Genomic DNA, 16,247 nt, shown 5'->3' on the forward strand with positions numbered 1-16,247 from the left:
ATTATGGACAAGTCAAAGGGTGCCGACACCTCGCAAACGGCCACATTTCTCAAGGGACAACTGCGCGCTGCGCTGATCGAGCAGCGCCTCGGCATGCCCGACCGCCTCCAGCGGGCCGACCTGTTGCAGCGTGTCATGCGGATCTGGCTGGTCGGCCGTCCCGACACCGTGATCGGCGCCTACTGGCCGATCAAGGGCGAATTCGATCCGCTGCCGGCGCTGCACCGCTGGAAGGAAGACGGCGAGCTGCAGGGCGAGACCCAGCGCCGCCGCATCGGTCTGCCGGTGGTCGACCGTGTCCACAAGACCCTGACCTTCCACGCCTGGTACCCGGGCTGCCCGATGGAGAACGACGCCTTCGACATCCCGAAGCCCAAGGACACCGAACTGATCGTGCCGACGCTGCTGTTCGTGCCCTGCCTGGGCTACAGCGCCGGCGGCTATCGGCTGGGCTACGGCGGCGGCTTCTACGACCGCACGCTGGCGGCGCTCGAGCCGCGGCCCTTCACGGTCGGGCTGGGCTTCACGAACGGCTTCCTCGACGACTTCGAGCACGAGGCGCACGACCTGCCGCTCGACGCCATATTGAACGACAACGGCGTCGTCTGGCCGGTGAGTTAGCTCGCCCCCACGTTGGCTCACTTCGTGTAGCCGCCCACCCCCTGACCGGTGGGCAATCCCTGCGGCCCGGCGGAGCCGGTTTTCGCGGGATTCCGTGAAGGTCGGCCGGGCTGCGCCGGCCGGTGGAAACTCAATCGATGTGATCGACAGTGTCGGCGTCGGGGATTTCGCCGATGGTCTCGCGCGTGGTGGCGGCCTGTGCCTGCAGCCATTCGCAGAAGGCCTGGATCTCGGGCCGGGGCGCACTGCGCGGGCCGGTGAGCAGCCAGTAGGACATCGGTGAATCCATGCGGTGGTCCGGCAGCACCTCGACAAGGTCGCCGTTGGCCAGGCTCTCGGCGATCAGCGAACTGCGCGCCATCACGATGCCCTGGCCGGTCAGCGCGGCCTGCACCATCTGGTAGGCGTAGTTGAAGTAGAGCCAGCGCCGCGGCTGCGCGCGCGCCAGGTCGTTGACCTCGAACCACCGCCGCCAGGTCAGCCATTCGAGGTGCGTCCGGTGGGCATCGCCGGCCTCGATCAGCGTGAAGCGGGCGATGTCGGCCGGCGTCCTGATCGGCGGGTTGCTCTTGATCAGCCAGGGGCTCGCGACCGGCGTGATCGTCTCGCCGAACAGCCGCAGCGCGCCCGGCGGCATGGTCTCGCGCGGTCCATAGCGCAGCGCGATGTCGACGTCGGCGACATCGAGGTCGAGCGCGACGTCGCTGGCGTCGATGCGGATGTCGATCTCGGGGTTGTCGCGCTGGAAGGCTTCCAGCCGCGGGATCAGCCACATCGAGGCAAAGGAGGCGAAGGTGGTCAGCGCGACGCTCTTGCGGCCCGCGTTCTGGCGGATCTGGCGCACCGCGCCGTCGATGCGCGGCAGCGACTGCTGCACCGCGAGCAGCAGCTGCGCCCCGGCGCCCGTGAGCTCGACCGCACGCGTATGGCGCAGGAAGAGACCAAGCCCGACCTCTTCCTCGAGCGCCTGGATCTGGCGGCTGACGGCCGACTGGGTGAGCGCCATCTCCTCGGCGGCGGCGCGGAAATTGAGATGCCGGGCGACCGCCTCGAAGGCGCGCAGATGTCCGACCGAGATCGGCCGCGAGCGCAGGTGTGTCTGGGAATGCAGCATGGCGAAGGCGACTGGATGCCGCTGGATTGATGCGAAACCGGAATCATTAGGCTACCGCGTTTTCATTGGACTGCCAACGGCCCCGGGAAGATCATTCATTCCCGAAGCGCGCCATTGCGCCTTGGAAACCTCAGGAGTCCACCATGTCCGCTGTCTGCACCTCTTCGTCGCTTTCGTCCGCCGCCCTGGCCCGTCCGGTTGCCGTGCCGCCGGCCGTGCGCCGCGGTGCCTGGCAGCTCGATGCCGGCCACGCCATGAGCCTCCGGGCCGAAAGCGCCAGCCTGCTGCGCATCCGGCAGGGTCGGGTCTGGGTCACGCGCGATGCCACCGCGCACTGGGGCAGCGAGGACCTGGTCCTGGCACCCGGGGAATCGCTGGCGGTCGCGGCCGGCGAGCGCATCGTGATGGAACCGTGGGACGGCAACGGCGCCACCTACAGCTGGGATCCGGCCGGCGCCTGAGCCCCGGCGAGGGCCTGCCGGCAGGCCCTATCCCGAGATGTCGAATCTCGGGCGCAGCGCCAGGAAGCACTGCAATGCCTCCTCGGCACGCAGGGTGGCGATCCCGGCCAGGTGGTCATCGTCGTGTTCGACCTGGGCCAGGCCCATCTCGAATCGCTGGTAGCGGCGCTGCGTCAGGGCACCCTGGTGGAGCACCTCGAGCGCGGCGTGCCGCGGATCGGCCTGCAGCCGAGACAGCAGCGCCTGCACCGCATCGCGCGGTCCCTCGAGATGCTGGCAGAAGCGCATGCCGTCGAACACCAGCAGGCCCGTGATGGCATTCGCGGCGTTGCGCGCGCGCGCCTGGGCGACGATGCGGCCCACCACCTGCGTCGGCTGGTCAGGGGCGAGAAGGCTGATGTAGAGGATTTCGTGAAGGTCCGACATGCGTGGCGCGAAGCTGGGAGGGAGCGCAGTTTAGAAGCCGGCATCCGTCACGAAAATGTCAAATGACACAGTGCCAAGCCCTATAGTGTTCAAGTGAAACTCGAGGACTATCCGGCTCCGATCTCGCCGCCGCGCTGCGCCCATCCGTGCGAGGAATGCCGGCTGCGCGCCAACCCGGCGTTTCTCCAGGTGAGCGCGGAGGAGGTCCACACCATCCAGGCCTTTCGCAGTGGCACCCGCGTCGTCGACGCCGGCGGCGCGATCGTTGCCGAAGACCGGCCCTCGAACCAGCTCTTCACGCTCTATTCGGGCTGGGCCTTCCGCTACAAGACGCTCAGCGACGGCCGGCGCCAGATCCTGAGCTTCCTGCTGCCGGGCGACTTCATCGGCCTTCAGGACGAGTTCGCCGACGGGCACACGCACGGGGTGGAGGCGGTCACCGGCACCACGCTGTGCACCTTCGAGCGTGACACGCTGTGGGATCTGTTCCATGCGCGTCCGAAGCTGGGCTACCACATCACCTGGCTGGCCGCGCGCGAGGAGAAGCTGGTCGACGACAACCTCGTCACGGCCGGCCGGCGCAATGCGGAGGAACGGGTCGCGATGCTGCTGATGCAGCTCTACCGCCGCGCCGAACGGGCCGGCATGGTGCGTGACGGCTGGGCCGAGTTCCCGTTCAACCAGCAGCACATCGCGGATGCGCTCGGACTGTCGCTGGTCCACACCAACAAGACCTTGCGCCGACTTCAGCGCCTCGGCCTCTACCGGCTCGACAGCGGCTGGCTGCGCATCCTCGAGCCGCACGCACTGGAAACGCTGGGCGACTATTTCGAACGGCCGATGCTGCCGACGCCGCTGATCTGAGGCAAATTGCTGGAAGACGAGGTTTCTCGGGCGTCCGTAGGGGCGGCCCACGCCGGCATTCGCGTATCGTAGGGGCCTGTCCCGCCGTCGCAAGCGGTCTCGCCCGCTTTCCGGCGTTGTTCCTCGCCCTTCCCCTATGACCGAAGCTGCCTCTTCCGCGAAGCTTCTTGCCCGGCTGCGTCAGATTCTCATGGTCGGCGGCGTCGAATCCTTCGCCGTCGTCATGAGCGGCGTGGCCGGTCTCCTGATCGTCAACTGGCTGCCGAAGGAGCAGTACGGCGCCTACATCTTTCTCGTGGCCTGCATGACGCTGTTGCTGGGCGTGACCGATCTGGGGCTGTCCCACTGTTGCCTTCCGGTCGTCGGACAGCGAAGCCGCGAGGTGCCCTGGGTCGTGGGTGTCTGCCATCAAGTGTTCCGCAAGCGCTGGGTCTTGCTGGGCTTCGGAATCTTCATCGTGGGACCCTACTGGTTCTACGCCTCGCGCATGCACGGATGGTTCGGGCCCGGCTATGTGGCCGCTTCGGCGCTGATACTGCTGGTCACGCTGCTGGGCCTCAGGGAGCACTACGCCAACACGGTGCTCGTCATCCTGGGCCATATCTCGACCCTGAATCGGATCGGCCTCACGTCGAACATCGTGCGGATTTCATTCATCGCCGGCGTGCTCCTGTTGCCGGTCACGTCCTGGTCGGTGACCGGCGTCGTGGCTGCCACCGCAGCTGCCGGCTTCGTCGCCGTGATTCTCTACAACAGGGCGCTGCGCTCGCGCGAGATTGCCGACTACAGGCTCGATGCCGCGGATGCGAAGGGGGTGGACCAGCAGGTGATCAAGGTCGCGAAGCCCCTGGTGCTGCCGGCGATCTTCTTCCAGGTGCAGGGCGTCATCACGCTGTTCCTGGTGTCGCTGTTCGGCACCTCGAACATGCTCGCCGAACTCGGCGCCTTCGGCCGGCTGGCCATGGTGCTGCTGGTGGTCGACCGGGTCGCCGCCATCCTGCTGTTTCCGATGCTCGCGCGGTCTGCCGAAGGCCCGACCCTGGTTTCCACGGTGATCCGCGTGCACGCTGTCTACCTGCTGGCCATGGCCCTCATGGAACTCTCGGCCATTGTGCTGCCGCAGTACTGGATCATCCTGCTCGGGCAGCAGTACAGTGCCATGGCGCCCTACGTCTGGATGGTGTTCCTTTCGTCCATTCTGGCTAGCGCCTCGGGCCTGGCTTTCAAGACACTGACGGTTCGCGGCGCGACTTCGAGCCAGGCCTACGGTGTCGCCTTCATCGTGGTCGTGCAGGTACTCTATCTATGGAAGTTCGGCGTTTCCGACCTGTACGCTGCGCTCGGCTTCAACATTGCGAGCGCGCTGGCCCACGCCAGCTTTCAATACCTGCTGCTGGCGTTGCGGCTTCCACAATGGCGGCGGGAGGCACAGCCCGACAACCAGAGTCCCTGAACGCAAGCCGACGAGCCAGGCGAGGCGCGGGTCGCCGGCGCGATGGGGACTTCAGCGGGGTCGTCGGATCAGGAACTTGAGGGATTGCGTGAACAACCAGGCATCGTGCGCGATCGCATTGCTCATTCCGCGGCCTCGATACTCGATCGCGCCTGGAATGGTCGACTTGATGAAAGATCGCAAGCCGATGTAGGCGTAGTATTTCCAGAGCGAAGGCGGCGCGAGCGTCTTGTGCTTGTTCCAGAAATAGAGCTCGCTCATCTGGTGCTTGTTCCAGAAGGACACGCCGCGCGACCGTCTCCAGGGATGAACGATGACCGCTTCGGGGACGTAGACGATCTTTGCCGGGGCATCGTCGATGCGCTTCTTGAGGTCCATGTCTTCCATGGCCGCAAACGGGAAATTCTCGTCGAACCCCCCGAGCGAATCGAAAAGGGGTTTTTCGATCGCGAAATTGCAGGACCACAGATATCCGCCCGAATTGAGCGGCGATTCCTCATCGAGGCGCTGGCGCGGCCGGTCGGCGATGGTCTTTCCCTCAAGCACCGGCGCCTCCTGCCTGTGGGCATGGAATTCGTGGATCCAGCCCTTGCCGGGGATGCAGTCGTCGTCCGTGAACACGAGCCAGTCGCCGGTCGCGCGGGCCGCGCCGTTGTTGCGATTCGCGGCCGGCCCGCGGCTCGGTCCCTCGAAATAGCGGACCCATGGGTAGTTCGAGGCCAGAGACGCCTGCAGTTCCTTCTGCCGGGCGTCGTCGGAGACGATCACCTCGACGGTGAAGGGCGCCTGCCCGGTCGATGCGGGCGAGAAATACTCGGCCAGGCCGTCGAGGCATCGGTAGAGGTCCGCGTGGCGGTTGTAGGTGGGAATGACGATGGAATACATGTTGCTCACTGTTCAAGAGTCGAATCGAGATGACGCACGAGCCTGGCCGGAATGCCGGCGAATACGCAATTGTCAGGAATATTCTTGGTGACCACGCTGCCCGCGGCCACGATCGAGTTTCTCCCGATGGTGACGCCTGGCATGACCATCGTGCCGGCGCCCAGCCAGCAGTTTTCCTGCAGCTCGACCGGAGAAAAGACAAGCTGTTGCCGGTCGGCCGCCTCGGTGGGGTGCGAGACGCTCGTGATGACGCAATTCGCGCCGATCAACACCTTGTTGCCGATGCGAACGCCGCCCGCGGCATACACGACCGTGTAGCCGTTGATATCGACGTTGCTGCCTATGTCCATGCGGTCGGCGCCCCAGATGAAGACGCGGTGATCGATTCTGACCCCCGAACCACAGGAGCGCAGGTTCGACAAGGTCCAGGCTCGCTCGGCGTCCTTGATCAGGGTTCCGAGCTTTAAAAGAACGCGATGAACGATCTTCATCCTCGGTCGATTCCGCGGCGGGTTGACATCCAGGGCTCGTGGTAGGGAGTTGCTTTGTTGCATTATGTTGGAACTTATGCATTACCGTTACTGACCGACACATGACGAGCCCCCGGACTACGCACAAAGTCGCGAACCGGCGGTGTGGCGTCGTCCGCAGGCGCGCCGCGGGGCGTCAGGACGGCTGGCCCGACAGCTGCTGCAGGTCGCCCTCGTAACCCTGCAGTCGCCGCACCGCCTTCTCGCGCTGGGCGGCGGTGGTCTGGTTGTGCAGCGCCGCGAAGGTACGACAGGCCTCCTGCTGCATCGCCCGCTGGCGTTCGCGCGCGGGCCCGGGCGGTGGGGTTCCGATGCGCATCACGTAGGCATGCACCTCGGCGCGCGCCTGCTCGGCCCCCTGGCCATCGGCCCGCAGGCCGCGCAGCAGCGCCAGTGTCTCCTGCTGGCGCTTGCGGCGCTCGCCGTCGATCTCGACCGGATCGAAGGCAGGCGGCCCGACCTGCTCGCGCAGCCATTCGCGCTGCGCGGCATCGAGCCGGCCGTAGAAATCCTCGCTGCGGTCGAGCAGTTGTTCGTATCGCTTGTCGCGCTGCTGCTCGGGACTGCGCGCGAGCCAGTCCTCGCGGTACTTGTCATTGAGCTTGTGGTACTTGCGCTCGAGCTGTGCGAGCTGTGCTGCGTCGAGGCTGCGCGCCAGCTCGGCCGCGGCCGGTTCGACCCGCTCGGCCACCGCCAGCAGCCGCACGCGGAAGGCATCGACCAGCTCGCAGGCCTGCGCCGGCGTCACGTCGTCCGGCGCCAACGCCTGCATGCGCTGAAGCAGGGCCGCCAGCTTCGGCAACTCCTCGCGCCGGTGCCAGGCCAGCAGCTGCCGCAGTTCGTCGCGCACGCGCGGCGTCTGCGCATCGTCGAAGTCGACGTAGTCGTCGAGCCACCAGTAGCTGATCTCGGGCAGGTTGTTGTAGGCGAGCTTGACGGTGCTGCAGGCGGCCAGCGCAGCAGCCAGCGCCAGCGCGCCGATAATTCGGCCCAGCGTTGCGCAACATTTTCGAGAGAGTGGCATGAATCAGAGTACGCAGGACAACCAGGAGCCGGTCGACGTCGTGATCATGGCGGCCGGAAAGGGCACGCGCATGAAGAGCAGCCTGCCCAAAGTGTTGCATCGTTTGGGCGGTCGTGCACTGGTGGCCCACGTGATCGACACCGCGACCCGCATCGGCGGCCGCCACATCGTGGTCGTCACCGGCCATGGCGCGCCCGAGGTCGAGGCAGCCCTCGCGGGGACGATGTCGGGCGCCACGCCGCTGTTCGCGCGCCAGATGCCGCAGCTCGGCACCGGCCATGCGATGCAGCAGGCCATCCCGCTCCTGCCCGACGACGGCACGGTGCTGGTGCTCTCGGGCGACGTGCCCCTGATCGATGCCGACACCCTGCGTGCGCTGGTGGCCGAAAGCGCAGGCCGCCGGCTCGCGCTGCTGACCATCCGGGTTGCCGATCCCAAGGGCTACGGCCGCATCGTGCGCGTGCAGGGCGCGACCGACGGCGCCGATGCCGAGTCCGAAGGCGAGGTGCAGGCAATCGTCGAGGAGAAGGACGCGAGCGAGGCGCAGCGCGCCATCCGCGAGATCTACAGCGGCGTCATGGCGGTGCCCGCGCGGCTGCTGCGCGCCTGGCTCGCGCGGCTCGACAACCACAATGCCCAGGGCGAGTACTACCTGACCGACATCGTCGGCTTCGCGACCGTCGACGGCGTGCCTGTCGTGGCGCACCGCATCGAGGACGCGCTGCAGGTGGCGGGCGTCAACAGCCCGTCGCAGCTGGCCGCGCTCGAGCGCGCGCTGCAACTGCGTCGGGCCGAGCAGCTGATGAGTCAGGGCGTGCGCCTGGCGGACCCGGCGCGCTTCGACCTGCGTGGCACGCTGGTCTGCGAATCGGACGTCGAGATCGACGTCAACTGCGTGTTCGAGGGCGCGGTGTCCCTGGGCGCGGACGTGCGCATCGGTGCCAACTGCGTGATCGCCAATGCCCGCATCGAGAGCGGTGCCGTGATCCACCCCTTCACCCACATCGATGGCGAGCAGGCCGGCGTGACCATCGGTGCCGGCGCCCGCATCGGCCCCTTCGCGCGGCTGCGGCCCGGCGCGCGGCTCGGTGCCGAGGTGCACATCGGCAACTTCGTCGAGGTCAAGAATTCCACCCTCGGCAACGGCGCCAAGGCCAATCACCTGGCCTACCTCGGCGATGCCACCGTGGGCCAGCGCGTGAACTACGGCGCCGGCAGCATCACGGCCAACTACGACGGCGCCAACAAGCACCGCACGATCATCGGCGACGACGTTCACGTGGGCAGCAACTGCGTGCTGGTGGCGCCGATCACGATCGGTGCCGGCGGCACGGTGGGCGGCGGCTCGACGATCACCAAGAGCACCGAACCCGGCACGCTCACGGTCTCGCGTGCGCGGCAGGCCAGCTTTGCCGACTGGGAGCGGCCGCAGAAGGCGCCGAAGAAGGACTAGCCAGGCGGCGCCACCAGGCCCGCCAGCGGCAGGCGGGTCGAGAACTTGGCGCGTGCCAGGCTGAAGAAGGCCTTGACGTTGCGCACGTTGGCGTCGCTCGTGAACAGCCGCTGCGCGAGCGCCTGGTAGCCCGCCATGTCGCCCACGGTGACGATCAGAACGAAATCGGGGCCGGGCGAGACGCGGTAGCACTGCTGCACCGCCTCGTCGGGCACGACGCGCTGCTCGAAGGCGGCGAGCGAGTCGGCATCCTGCCGGTCCAGAGAGACCTCCACCACCGCCGTCAGCAGCGGGCCCGCGTGCGCCGGGTCGACGAGCGCGACCTCGGCCGCGATCCAGCCGCCTTCGCGCAGCCGACGTACGCGGCGCAGGCAGGTCGGCGGCGAGATGTGAAAGCGCTCGGCCAGTGCCTGGTTGCTTTGCGAGGCGTCGCGCTGGAGTGCGTCGAGCAGGTGGAGATCGGTTTCGTCTAGGGTGATTGATTTCATCGAATTGGTGATTATGGAATAAATCATCAACACGTCAGAGCTGTGAAATCTGGATTCATTCTGGCGTGAAGATTGATCTGTAATTCCATTGAGGCCGGCCTACGATCGGCACCTCAACCCAGGAGCAACCCATGTGTGGCATCGTCGGCGCCGTTTCCGGTCGCAACATCGTTCCCGTTCTCGTGCAGGGCCTGCAGCGGCTCGAATACCGCGGCTATGACTCCTGCGGCGTCGCGGTGCATGCCGGCGGCCTGCAGCGCGCGCGAACCACCTCGCGGGTGGCCGAACTGCTGGCCCAGGTGCGCGACGATCACATCGAGGGCACCACCGGCATCGCCCACACGCGCTGGGCCACGCACGGCGCGCCGGCGGTGCACAACGCCCATCCGCACTTCAGCCACGGGCCGGGCGCCGATGCAGAGGTCGCGCGGCCCGGCCGCATCGCGCTGGTCCACAACGGCATCATCGAGAACCACGAGGCCCTGCGCGCCGCGCTGCAGGCCCGCGGCTACGTGTTCGCGAGCCAGACCGACACCGAGGTCATCGCCCACCTGATCGACAGCCACTACGACGGCGACCTGTTCGAGGCGGTCAAGGCCAGCGTGACGCAGCTGCACGGCGCCTACGCGATCGCCGCGATCTGCCGCGACGAGCCGAACCGCGTGGTCGGGGCGCGAGCCGGCTCGCCGCTGATCCTCGGCGTCGGCAAGGAGGAGGGCGAGAACTTCCTCGCCAGCGATGCCATGGCGCTGGCCGGCGTGACCGACCAGATCGTCTACCTCGAGGAGGGCGACGTGGTCGACCTGCAGCCGGGCAAGTACTGGATCGTCGACCGGCAGCACAAGCCCGCGAGCCGCACGGTGCGCACCGTGCAGGCCCACAGCGGCGCGGCCGAGCTCGGCCCCTACCGCCACTACATGCAGAAGGAGATCTTCGAGCAGCCGCGCGCGATCGCCGACACGCTCGAGGGCGTCGAGGGCATCGTGCCCGAGCTGTTCGACGGCCCGGGCAGCGACGGCGTGCCCGGCGCGGCCGCATGGCGCGTGTTCGACGAGATCGACCGCGTGCTGATCCTGGCCTGCGGCACCAGCTACTACAGCGGCTGCACCGCCAAGTACTGGCTCGAGGGCATCGCGAAGATCCCGACCCAGGTCGAGATCGCGAGCGAATACCGCTACCGCGACTCGGTGCCCGATCCGCGCACGCTGGTCGTCACCATCAGCCAGTCGGGCGAGACCGCCGACACGCTCGCGGCGCTGCGCCATGCGCAGTCGCTCGGCATGACGCAGACGCTGACCATCTGCAACGTGGCGACCAGCGCGATGGTGCGCGAATGCAAGCTGGCCTACATCACGCGCGCAGGCGTCGAGATCGGCGTGGCCTCGACCAAGGCCTTCACGACCCAGCTCGCGGGCCTGTTCCTGCTCACGCTGGCGCTTGCGCAGGCCAAGGGGCGGCTCGCCGAGGCGGACGAGGCCCGCTACCTGAAGGAGATGCGGCACCTGCCCGTGGCGCTGCAGTCGGTGCTCGCGCTCGAGCCGCAGATCATCGGCTGGTCGGAGGATTTCGCGCGCAAGGAGAACGCGCTCTTCCTTGGCCGCGGCCTGCACTATCCGATCGCGCTCGAGGGCGCGCTCAAGCTCAAGGAAGTGACCTACATCCACGCCGAGGCCTACGCCGCCGGCGAACTCAAGCACGGGCCGCTCGCGCTCGTGACCAGCGAGATGCCGGTGGTCACGGTGGCGCCCAACGACGCGCTGCTCGAGAAGCTCAAGAGCAACCTGCAGGAGGTGCGCGCGCGGGGCGGTGTGCTCTACGTGCTGGCCGACGGCGACACGCGCATCGAGAACAGCGAAGGCATCCACGTCATCCGCATGCCCGAGCATTACGGCGCGCTGTCACCTTTGCTGCATGTGGTGCCGCTGCAGCTGCTGGCCTATCACACGGCCTGCGCCAGGGGGACGGACGTGGACAAGCCGCGCAACCTGGCCAAGAGCGTGACCGTGGAGTAGGCGCCACAAGCCAGTCCGGACCAACAACCACCACCCCGGCGGAGGATGCAGCCGGGCGTTTGCCACGCATGGGTGTCGCAGACGAAAGCGGAAAGCGCGACACGCCATCTGATACGGAGAAATCCCCGGATTCTGAGCCTATGCATGCCGGACATCCGCTGCGAGACTGTCGGTCACGCAATGAAGCAGCCGCTTCGGCAGCGCTTGACGCAGTGCTTCTCACGATGGATGGTGTTAACAATGGAATGGGTGCCTGTAGTCCTCGTGACGTTCAAGGTTCTCGTGTTCGGCACGTGCATGTTCTTGGCCATCAAGTGGCACTACGAACGCGGAAAGAACGAGAAGAAGAAGGACGAGCAGGAGAAGCGCGGCGCGGTGCTGCGCGCGGGCGGCAAGGTGGTCGCCGTCTTCGCACTGTCGCTCCTCGGCCTCCTGCTCCTGACCTTCGGCTTCAGCGGGATGCTCGGCCTGGACCTGGGCTTCCCTTGACGCCAGACAGGCGGCAGGTATCCGGTCCGCGCTCAGGAAGGCGCCACCACGTCTCCCGTCACACGGATCTCCACGCGCCGGTTCGGCTGCAGGCACGCGATCAGCTCGGTCCGGTTCCTGGCCTTGCCCGCGGAGCGGCATTCGGCTTCGGTGATCTTCAGGTTGGTCTTGCCGCGGCCTTCGGTCTGGATGATGCCGGCCGGCACGCCGACGCGCACCATGTGGTCGCGCACCGCGTTGGCTCGCGCCACCGACAGCCGCTGGTTGTATTCGACGCTGCCGAGCGGGTCGGTGTAGCCGACGATGAGGATCGCGCGCGGCTGCACGTTGGTGCGCTTGAGTTCCTGCAGCAAGGCCTCGACGCGCTCGCGACCCGTGGGCGTCAACTCGGCCTTGTCGAAGATGAAGGTGCCGTCGGACGCGATCTCGAAATTGCGCGGCTGCGGCGGTGGCGGCGGCGGCACGGCCGCCATCGGCGGGGGCGGGGGCGGCGGCGGGGCGGCTTGCGCCAGCTGCGGGCGCGGGCCCAGCGGGATCTGGAGGCCGACCGTGAACAGCCAGTCGTTCAGGTGGCTCTTGTTGGCGACGAAGCCGCCCTTGTTGTCGTCGTAGCGGTAGCGGATGTCCGCAACCAGCCGGCCCCAGGAGGAAAACGGCCAGACCACGCCGCCGCCGAGGTTGGCCATGAAGCTGGTCTTGCTTTCGCTGCCGAAGGGCGTGCTGTACTTGTCGTTGATGGCGCCGACCCCGCCCACCAGGTAGGGCTGCACGCTGTTCGACTGCCACACCTGGAAGCCGCGGCGGCCCATGAAGAACCATTGCGCGTCGAGCGTTCCGCTCCAGTTCTTGTACTTGTCGTCGCTGCCGAACTTGCCGTCGAGCTGTTCGTACTGCGGCCGCAGTTCGATGTTCCAGCTCGGGCTGATCGGCTTGCCGATCGCGATCCCTCCGCCCCATCCGTTGTCGGCATTGCGGGCGCCGTCGGGCCGTACGTAGGTGCCGAAGGGCGTGACGTACCAGCGGTCGTCGAAGTATTGGTCCGCGGTGTACGTGGATTGCGCCAGGGAGGCCGCGCCGGGAATGGCAAGAACACAACAAACCACAAGAGCGCGTCGATCGAACATGGTGAGCCTCACGAAGCAGATTGATTGGGCGGAGCTGGGTCTTCAGGCAGGCTGACGATAGGCTTGGCCCAACGGATTGGTTCGCACGGATGCAACCGAGTGATGCGGGAGAGGGTTCCGGGCCATCCGCTGTTGCACTTCTTGCCGAATTGCATTCGCTTGGTGGCTCGCGGGCAACGAACTGAATCTAGGCGCATGTAGGACGCCGCGTCGGCGCTAAAGTGCCAGCCTCGTTTTCTCGATGAGGTCCGATGCCAAAGCCGACGCTTCACTACCACCCGTTGTCCTCGTATTGCCACAAGGTTCTGATCGCGCTCGACGAGATGCAGATCGAGTTCGACAGCCATCTGCTGGACCTCGGCGACCCCGCCGCGCGGGCCGATTTCCTCGCCCTGTGGCCTACCGGCAAGATGCCGCTGCTGGTGGACCGGGGCCGGCCGGTGGCGGAGACCAGCATCATCATCGAGCACCTGCAGCGCCACCACGCGCCTTCTGCACGCCGGCTGATCCCGGACGATCCGGACCAGGCGCTCGAGGTGCGCCTGTGGGACCGCCTCTTCGATCAGTACGTCATGACGCCGATGCAGGCCTGCACCGCGGATCTGCTGCGGCCCGAGGAACAGCGAGACCCTCGCGGTGCTGCGCATGCGCGGGACTCCCTCGCGTCGTCCTTCGCGTGGATCGACCGCCATCTCGAGGGCCGCACGTGGGTCGCCGGTGATGCCTTCAGCATGGCCGACTGCGCAGCCGCGCCGGCCCTGTTCTTCGCGCTGACCTATGTGCCGCTGGCGGCTGGCCAGTCGAACCTCGCCGCGTACTTCGAGCGCCTGGTCAGCCGGCCCTCGGTGGCGCGCACCATCGATCAGGCACGGCCCTGGTTCAGGTTCTATCCGGGGCGCGCGGGGCTCGACGCGCGCTTTCTCGACACCGGGTCTGCGGACTAGGCCAGCGCGGCAGCCAGCAACTCCCGCACCCGAGTGACGCGCTGGTCCTCGCCGCGGCGTGCCGGCATGAACTGGAAGGCCACGCGCGGCAGCGCCGGCAGGCCATGCGGCTTTGCCAGCCGCGCGATGCCGGCACACAGCGAGGATTCGTTGAGACAGGCGACGCCGAGCCCCGCCACCAGGGCCGACTGCAGGCCCGCGACGCCCGAGGCCACGTGCGCCACAGTGAATGCCACGCGCCGTTCGCGCAGCAGTCGCAGCGTGAACTGGTGCAGCGTGCAGCTGTCGGGCAGCACGACGAGGCGCACCGGCTCGCCGCGCGCCGGCTGCCGACCGTCGGCGCCGACCCAGGCCAGCGCTTCGCGGCGCAACGGCGCCGCGGCCGAGCCGGGGCGGGCCGCGGGCGCCTGGATCCGCATCGCGAGGCCGATGTCGAAATCGCCGCGCCCATGGGCGGCCTCCATCGCGCTGCCCTGCAGCACGCTCACGTGCAGGCGCAGCCGCGGATAGCTCTCGCCGATGCGGGCGAGCAGCCGGCTCAGCTCGCCGGGCCGGAAATAGTCGGTGACCGCGAGGCGCAGCTCGCCCTCCAGCGTCTCGCCCTGCACGTCACGCAGCGCCTCGTCGCTGGCCGCCAGAAGGCGACGCGCATGGCCGAGCAGCCGCAGGCCTGCAGGGGTCGGCGTGACGCCGGCCTTGCTGCGATCGAAGAGCAGGTGCCCGACGCGTTCCTCGAGCTTGCGCATCTGCTCGCTGACCGCGGATTGCGAAAGGAAGACCAGCGGCGCGCCCGCAGTGAGGCTGCCGGCGTCGGCCACCGCAACCAGCGTGCGCAGTTGTTCGAGATCGAGGGGCTGCATGGAGGAATGCATTCGTAGAACCGATGACATGCATCATATCTTCCCGCTTTTCAGATGGAAGACCGATTCCCACAATGGCGCCATCTCGTTTCAATGAAGGAGTCGCCGCCATGCCCCACATCGTCATTCATCTCTCGGGAGAGCCCGATGCCCGTCTCACGCGCCGCGTCGTCGACAAGGTTGCAGAGCTGACCCAACGCATCCTCGACAAGCGGCTTCCGGTAATCGCCACCACGGTGCAGTACATCGCGGCCGACAGCTGGTTCATCGGCGGCAGCTCGCTGGCGGAACTGGGCCGCTCTGCCTTTCACCTCGACATCAGCATCACGGACGAGACAAACACCAAGGCCGAGAAGGCGCGCTACCTGCGCGAGCTGCATGCCGCCATGGCCGAGATCCGGGGCGACCTGCACGAGGTGTCGTACGTGCATCTGATCGATGCCCGCGCCGCGGCCTATGGCTACGGCGGCCTGACGCAGGAGTTCCGGCACCAGCAGGCCGGCGTGTGAGCGCCGGGCCGCCGATGGCCCTGCGGACGATCGCCGCCTAGTTCACCCGCAGGCTCGTGGTGTCGCCATACGCGGCCGCGCCTGCCGACGTGATGGCTCGTGCGCCCGCGCGCACCTGGGCGCGGTCGGCCATGCCGACAGGTGCGCCGATGCCGGTGCCGCCATTGGAAATCCGCACCGGGTTCATGGCCTGCGTGCGCACCTCGGCGCGCGATTGCATCGACTGGAAGGGTGCCGGCGGCAGCGGATTCTGCTCGCCCTGGAAGGCATGGGCGGCGAACGCCGAGAGGCCGAGCAATGCGGTGGTCGCGATGCGTGTGGTGTTCATGATGGATACCTCTGGAGATCGGGTGAAGGGGGAAAGGACTGCGGCGCCATCACTTGGGCAGCAGCACCTTGTCGACGACGTGGATCACGCCGTTGGACTGCATGACGTCGGCAATGGTCACGGTGGCCGCATTGCCGTTCTCGTCGACGACCATGACCTTGCCGCCGCTGGTCTTCGCGGTCAGCGAGCCACCTGCCACGGTCTTGAGCTGCGCCATGCCGTTGCCGTCCTTGATCTGCTTCATGAGCGTGGCGGCATCGACCTTGCCGGGGACCACGTGGTAGGTCAGGACGGTGGTCAGCTTGCCCTTGTTCTCGGGCTTGAGCAGCATGTCGACCGTGCCGGGCGGCAGTGCGGCAAAGGCTTCGTTGGTCGGCGCGAAGACCGTGAAGGGGCCCGGGCCCTTGAGCGTGTCGACCAGCCCCGCTGCCTTGACCGCGGCCACCAGCGTGGTGTGGTCCTTCGAATTGACCGCGTTGTCGATGATGTCCTTGGTCGGCAGCATCGGCGCGCCCCCGACCATCACCTGTGCCATGGCCGAGACCGCACCGACCGAGAGCGAGACCGCGAGGACGATGGAGGCGGCGCGTTTGAAGGGGATCTGCATGAAGTGCTCCTGTTGGATGGGCCGCCGCGAAGATGCGCGGCGGCTGCACTTGATA

19 protein-coding genes are annotated in these 16,247 nt (G+C 67.3%); 9 read left to right on the forward strand and 10 right to left on the reverse strand.

The window, feature by feature from the left end; all coding sequences use genetic code 11:
* Positions 1 to 3 precede the first annotated feature (3 nt).
* The gene (locus QTH87_RS02330; protein ID WP_286606532.1) at positions 4 to 621 is read left to right on the forward strand and encodes a 5-formyltetrahydrofolate cyclo-ligase; all 618 of its coding nucleotides are present in this window, start codon (positions 4 to 6) and stop codon (positions 619 to 621) included.
* Between the two features lie 130 nt (positions 622 to 751).
* Here the strand turns inward: QTH87_RS02330 and QTH87_RS02335 are convergent, their stop codons facing one another.
* Positions 752 to 1,735 carry a LysR substrate-binding domain-containing protein gene (locus QTH87_RS02335; RefSeq protein ID WP_286606533.1) on the reverse strand — a complete coding sequence of 328 codons (984 nt, stop codon included), beginning with the start codon at positions 1,733 to 1,735 and terminating at the stop codon, positions 752 to 754.
* 143 nt (positions 1,736 to 1,878) lie between these two features.
* Here QTH87_RS02335 and QTH87_RS02340 point away from each other — a divergent pair, with 143 nt between their 5' ends.
* Positions 1,879 to 2,196, forward strand: coding sequence for a DUF2917 domain-containing protein (locus tag QTH87_RS02340; protein WP_286606534.1), 318 nt, complete (start codon positions 1,879 to 1,881; stop codon positions 2,194 to 2,196).
* Positions 2,197 to 2,223: 27 nt separating this feature from the next.
* Here the strand turns inward: QTH87_RS02340 and QTH87_RS02345 are convergent, their stop codons facing one another.
* Complete coding sequence (locus tag QTH87_RS02345; RefSeq protein ID WP_286606535.1) at positions 2,224 to 2,622, reverse strand: BLUF domain-containing protein; 399 nt, start codon at positions 2,620 to 2,622, stop codon at positions 2,224 to 2,226.
* 93 nt (positions 2,623 to 2,715) lie between these two features.
* On the opposite strand from QTH87_RS02345, the gene QTH87_RS02350 reads away from it, so the two are divergent.
* A complete protein-coding gene (locus tag QTH87_RS02350) occupies positions 2,716 to 3,486 on the forward strand; it encodes a Crp/Fnr family transcriptional regulator (RefSeq protein ID WP_286606536.1) in 771 nt (256 codons plus the stop codon).
* Between the two features lie 136 nt (positions 3,487 to 3,622).
* Entirely contained in the window at positions 3,623 to 4,939 is a 1,317-nt protein-coding gene (locus QTH87_RS02355) for a polysaccharide biosynthesis protein (RefSeq protein ID WP_286606538.1), read from the forward strand.
* 51 nt (positions 4,940 to 4,990) lie between these two features.
* On the opposite strand, the gene QTH87_RS02360 is transcribed toward QTH87_RS02355, so the two are convergent.
* From QTH87_RS02360 to QTH87_RS02370, 3 genes are all read right to left on the reverse strand, one after another.
* Positions 4,991 to 5,824 carry a glycosyltransferase family 2 protein gene (locus QTH87_RS02360; protein WP_286606540.1) on the reverse strand — a complete coding sequence of 278 codons (834 nt, stop codon included), beginning with the start codon at positions 5,822 to 5,824 and terminating at the stop codon, positions 4,991 to 4,993.
* 5 nt (positions 5,825 to 5,829) lie between these two features.
* Positions 5,830 to 6,315 carry an acyltransferase gene (locus tag QTH87_RS02365; protein ID WP_286606542.1) on the reverse strand — a complete coding sequence of 162 codons (486 nt, stop codon included), beginning with the start codon at positions 6,313 to 6,315 and terminating at the stop codon, positions 5,830 to 5,832.
* 175 nt (positions 6,316 to 6,490) lie between these two features.
* Complete coding sequence (locus tag QTH87_RS02370; protein WP_286606543.1) at positions 6,491 to 7,378, reverse strand: DUF6279 family lipoprotein; 888 nt, start codon at positions 7,376 to 7,378, stop codon at positions 6,491 to 6,493.
* Between QTH87_RS02370 and glmU the strand changes: the two genes are divergently transcribed.
* On the forward strand, positions 7,377 to 8,831 hold the full coding sequence (gene glmU, locus QTH87_RS02375; RefSeq protein ID WP_286606544.1) for a bifunctional UDP-N-acetylglucosamine diphosphorylase/glucosamine-1-phosphate N-acetyltransferase GlmU: 1,455 nt from the start codon (positions 7,377 to 7,379) through the stop codon (positions 8,829 to 8,831). The two genes, QTH87_RS02370 and glmU, sit on opposite strands and share 2 nt — an antisense overlap.
* On the opposite strand, the gene QTH87_RS02380 is transcribed toward glmU, so the two are convergent.
* On the reverse strand, positions 8,828 to 9,319 hold the full coding sequence (locus tag QTH87_RS02380; protein WP_286606545.1) for an Lrp/AsnC family transcriptional regulator: 492 nt from the start codon (positions 9,317 to 9,319) through the stop codon (positions 8,828 to 8,830). The two genes, glmU and QTH87_RS02380, sit on opposite strands and share 4 nt — an antisense overlap.
* Before the next feature lie 131 nt (positions 9,320 to 9,450).
* On the opposite strand from QTH87_RS02380, the gene glmS reads away from it, so the two are divergent.
* Together glmS and QTH87_RS02390 are read left to right on the forward strand one after the other, a co-directional pair.
* Positions 9,451 to 11,331 (forward strand): glutamine--fructose-6-phosphate transaminase (isomerizing), encoded by a 1,881-nt coding sequence (glmS, locus tag QTH87_RS02385; protein ID WP_286606547.1) that lies wholly within the window; start codon positions 9,451 to 9,453, stop codon positions 11,329 to 11,331.
* Positions 11,332 to 11,511: 180 nt separating this feature from the next.
* Positions 11,512 to 11,820, forward strand: coding sequence for a hypothetical protein (locus QTH87_RS02390; protein ID WP_444812734.1), 309 nt, complete (start codon positions 11,512 to 11,514; stop codon positions 11,818 to 11,820).
* A gap of 32 nt (positions 11,821 to 11,852) precedes the next feature.
* Here the strand turns inward: QTH87_RS02390 and QTH87_RS02395 are convergent, their stop codons facing one another.
* Positions 11,853 to 12,944 carry an OmpA family protein gene (locus QTH87_RS02395; RefSeq protein WP_286606549.1) on the reverse strand — a complete coding sequence of 364 codons (1,092 nt, stop codon included), beginning with the start codon at positions 12,942 to 12,944 and terminating at the stop codon, positions 11,853 to 11,855.
* Positions 12,945 to 13,195: 251 nt separating this feature from the next.
* On the opposite strand from QTH87_RS02395, the gene QTH87_RS02400 reads away from it, so the two are divergent.
* On the forward strand, positions 13,196 to 13,888 hold the full coding sequence (locus tag QTH87_RS02400) for a glutathione S-transferase family protein (protein ID WP_286606552.1): 693 nt from the start codon (positions 13,196 to 13,198) through the stop codon (positions 13,886 to 13,888).
* Here QTH87_RS02400 and QTH87_RS02405 read toward each other — a convergent pair.
* Positions 13,885 to 14,748 (reverse strand): LysR substrate-binding domain-containing protein, encoded by an 864-nt coding sequence (locus QTH87_RS02405; protein WP_286606553.1) that lies wholly within the window; start codon positions 14,746 to 14,748, stop codon positions 13,885 to 13,887. The genes QTH87_RS02400 and QTH87_RS02405 overlap by 4 nt on opposite strands.
* Before the next feature lie 110 nt (positions 14,749 to 14,858).
* On the opposite strand from QTH87_RS02405, the gene QTH87_RS02410 reads away from it, so the two are divergent.
* Entirely contained in the window at positions 14,859 to 15,257 is a 399-nt protein-coding gene (locus QTH87_RS02410) for a tautomerase family protein (RefSeq protein WP_286606555.1), read from the forward strand.
* 37 nt (positions 15,258 to 15,294) lie between these two features.
* On the opposite strand, the gene QTH87_RS02415 is transcribed toward QTH87_RS02410, so the two are convergent.
* Together QTH87_RS02415 and QTH87_RS02420 are read right to left on the reverse strand one after the other, a co-directional pair.
* Complete coding sequence (locus QTH87_RS02415; RefSeq protein WP_286606557.1) at positions 15,295 to 15,585, reverse strand: DUF4148 domain-containing protein; 291 nt, start codon at positions 15,583 to 15,585, stop codon at positions 15,295 to 15,297.
* A gap of 49 nt (positions 15,586 to 15,634) precedes the next feature.
* Positions 15,635 to 16,192 carry a fasciclin domain-containing protein gene (locus QTH87_RS02420; protein ID WP_286606559.1) on the reverse strand — a complete coding sequence of 186 codons (558 nt, stop codon included), beginning with the start codon at positions 16,190 to 16,192 and terminating at the stop codon, positions 15,635 to 15,637.
* Between the last annotated feature and the right edge of the window lie 55 nt (positions 16,193 to 16,247).

This window comes from Variovorax jilinensis, from assembly GCF_030316885.1.
Taxonomy (GTDB): Bacteria; Pseudomonadota; Gammaproteobacteria; order Burkholderiales; family Burkholderiaceae_C; genus Variovorax; species Variovorax jilinensis.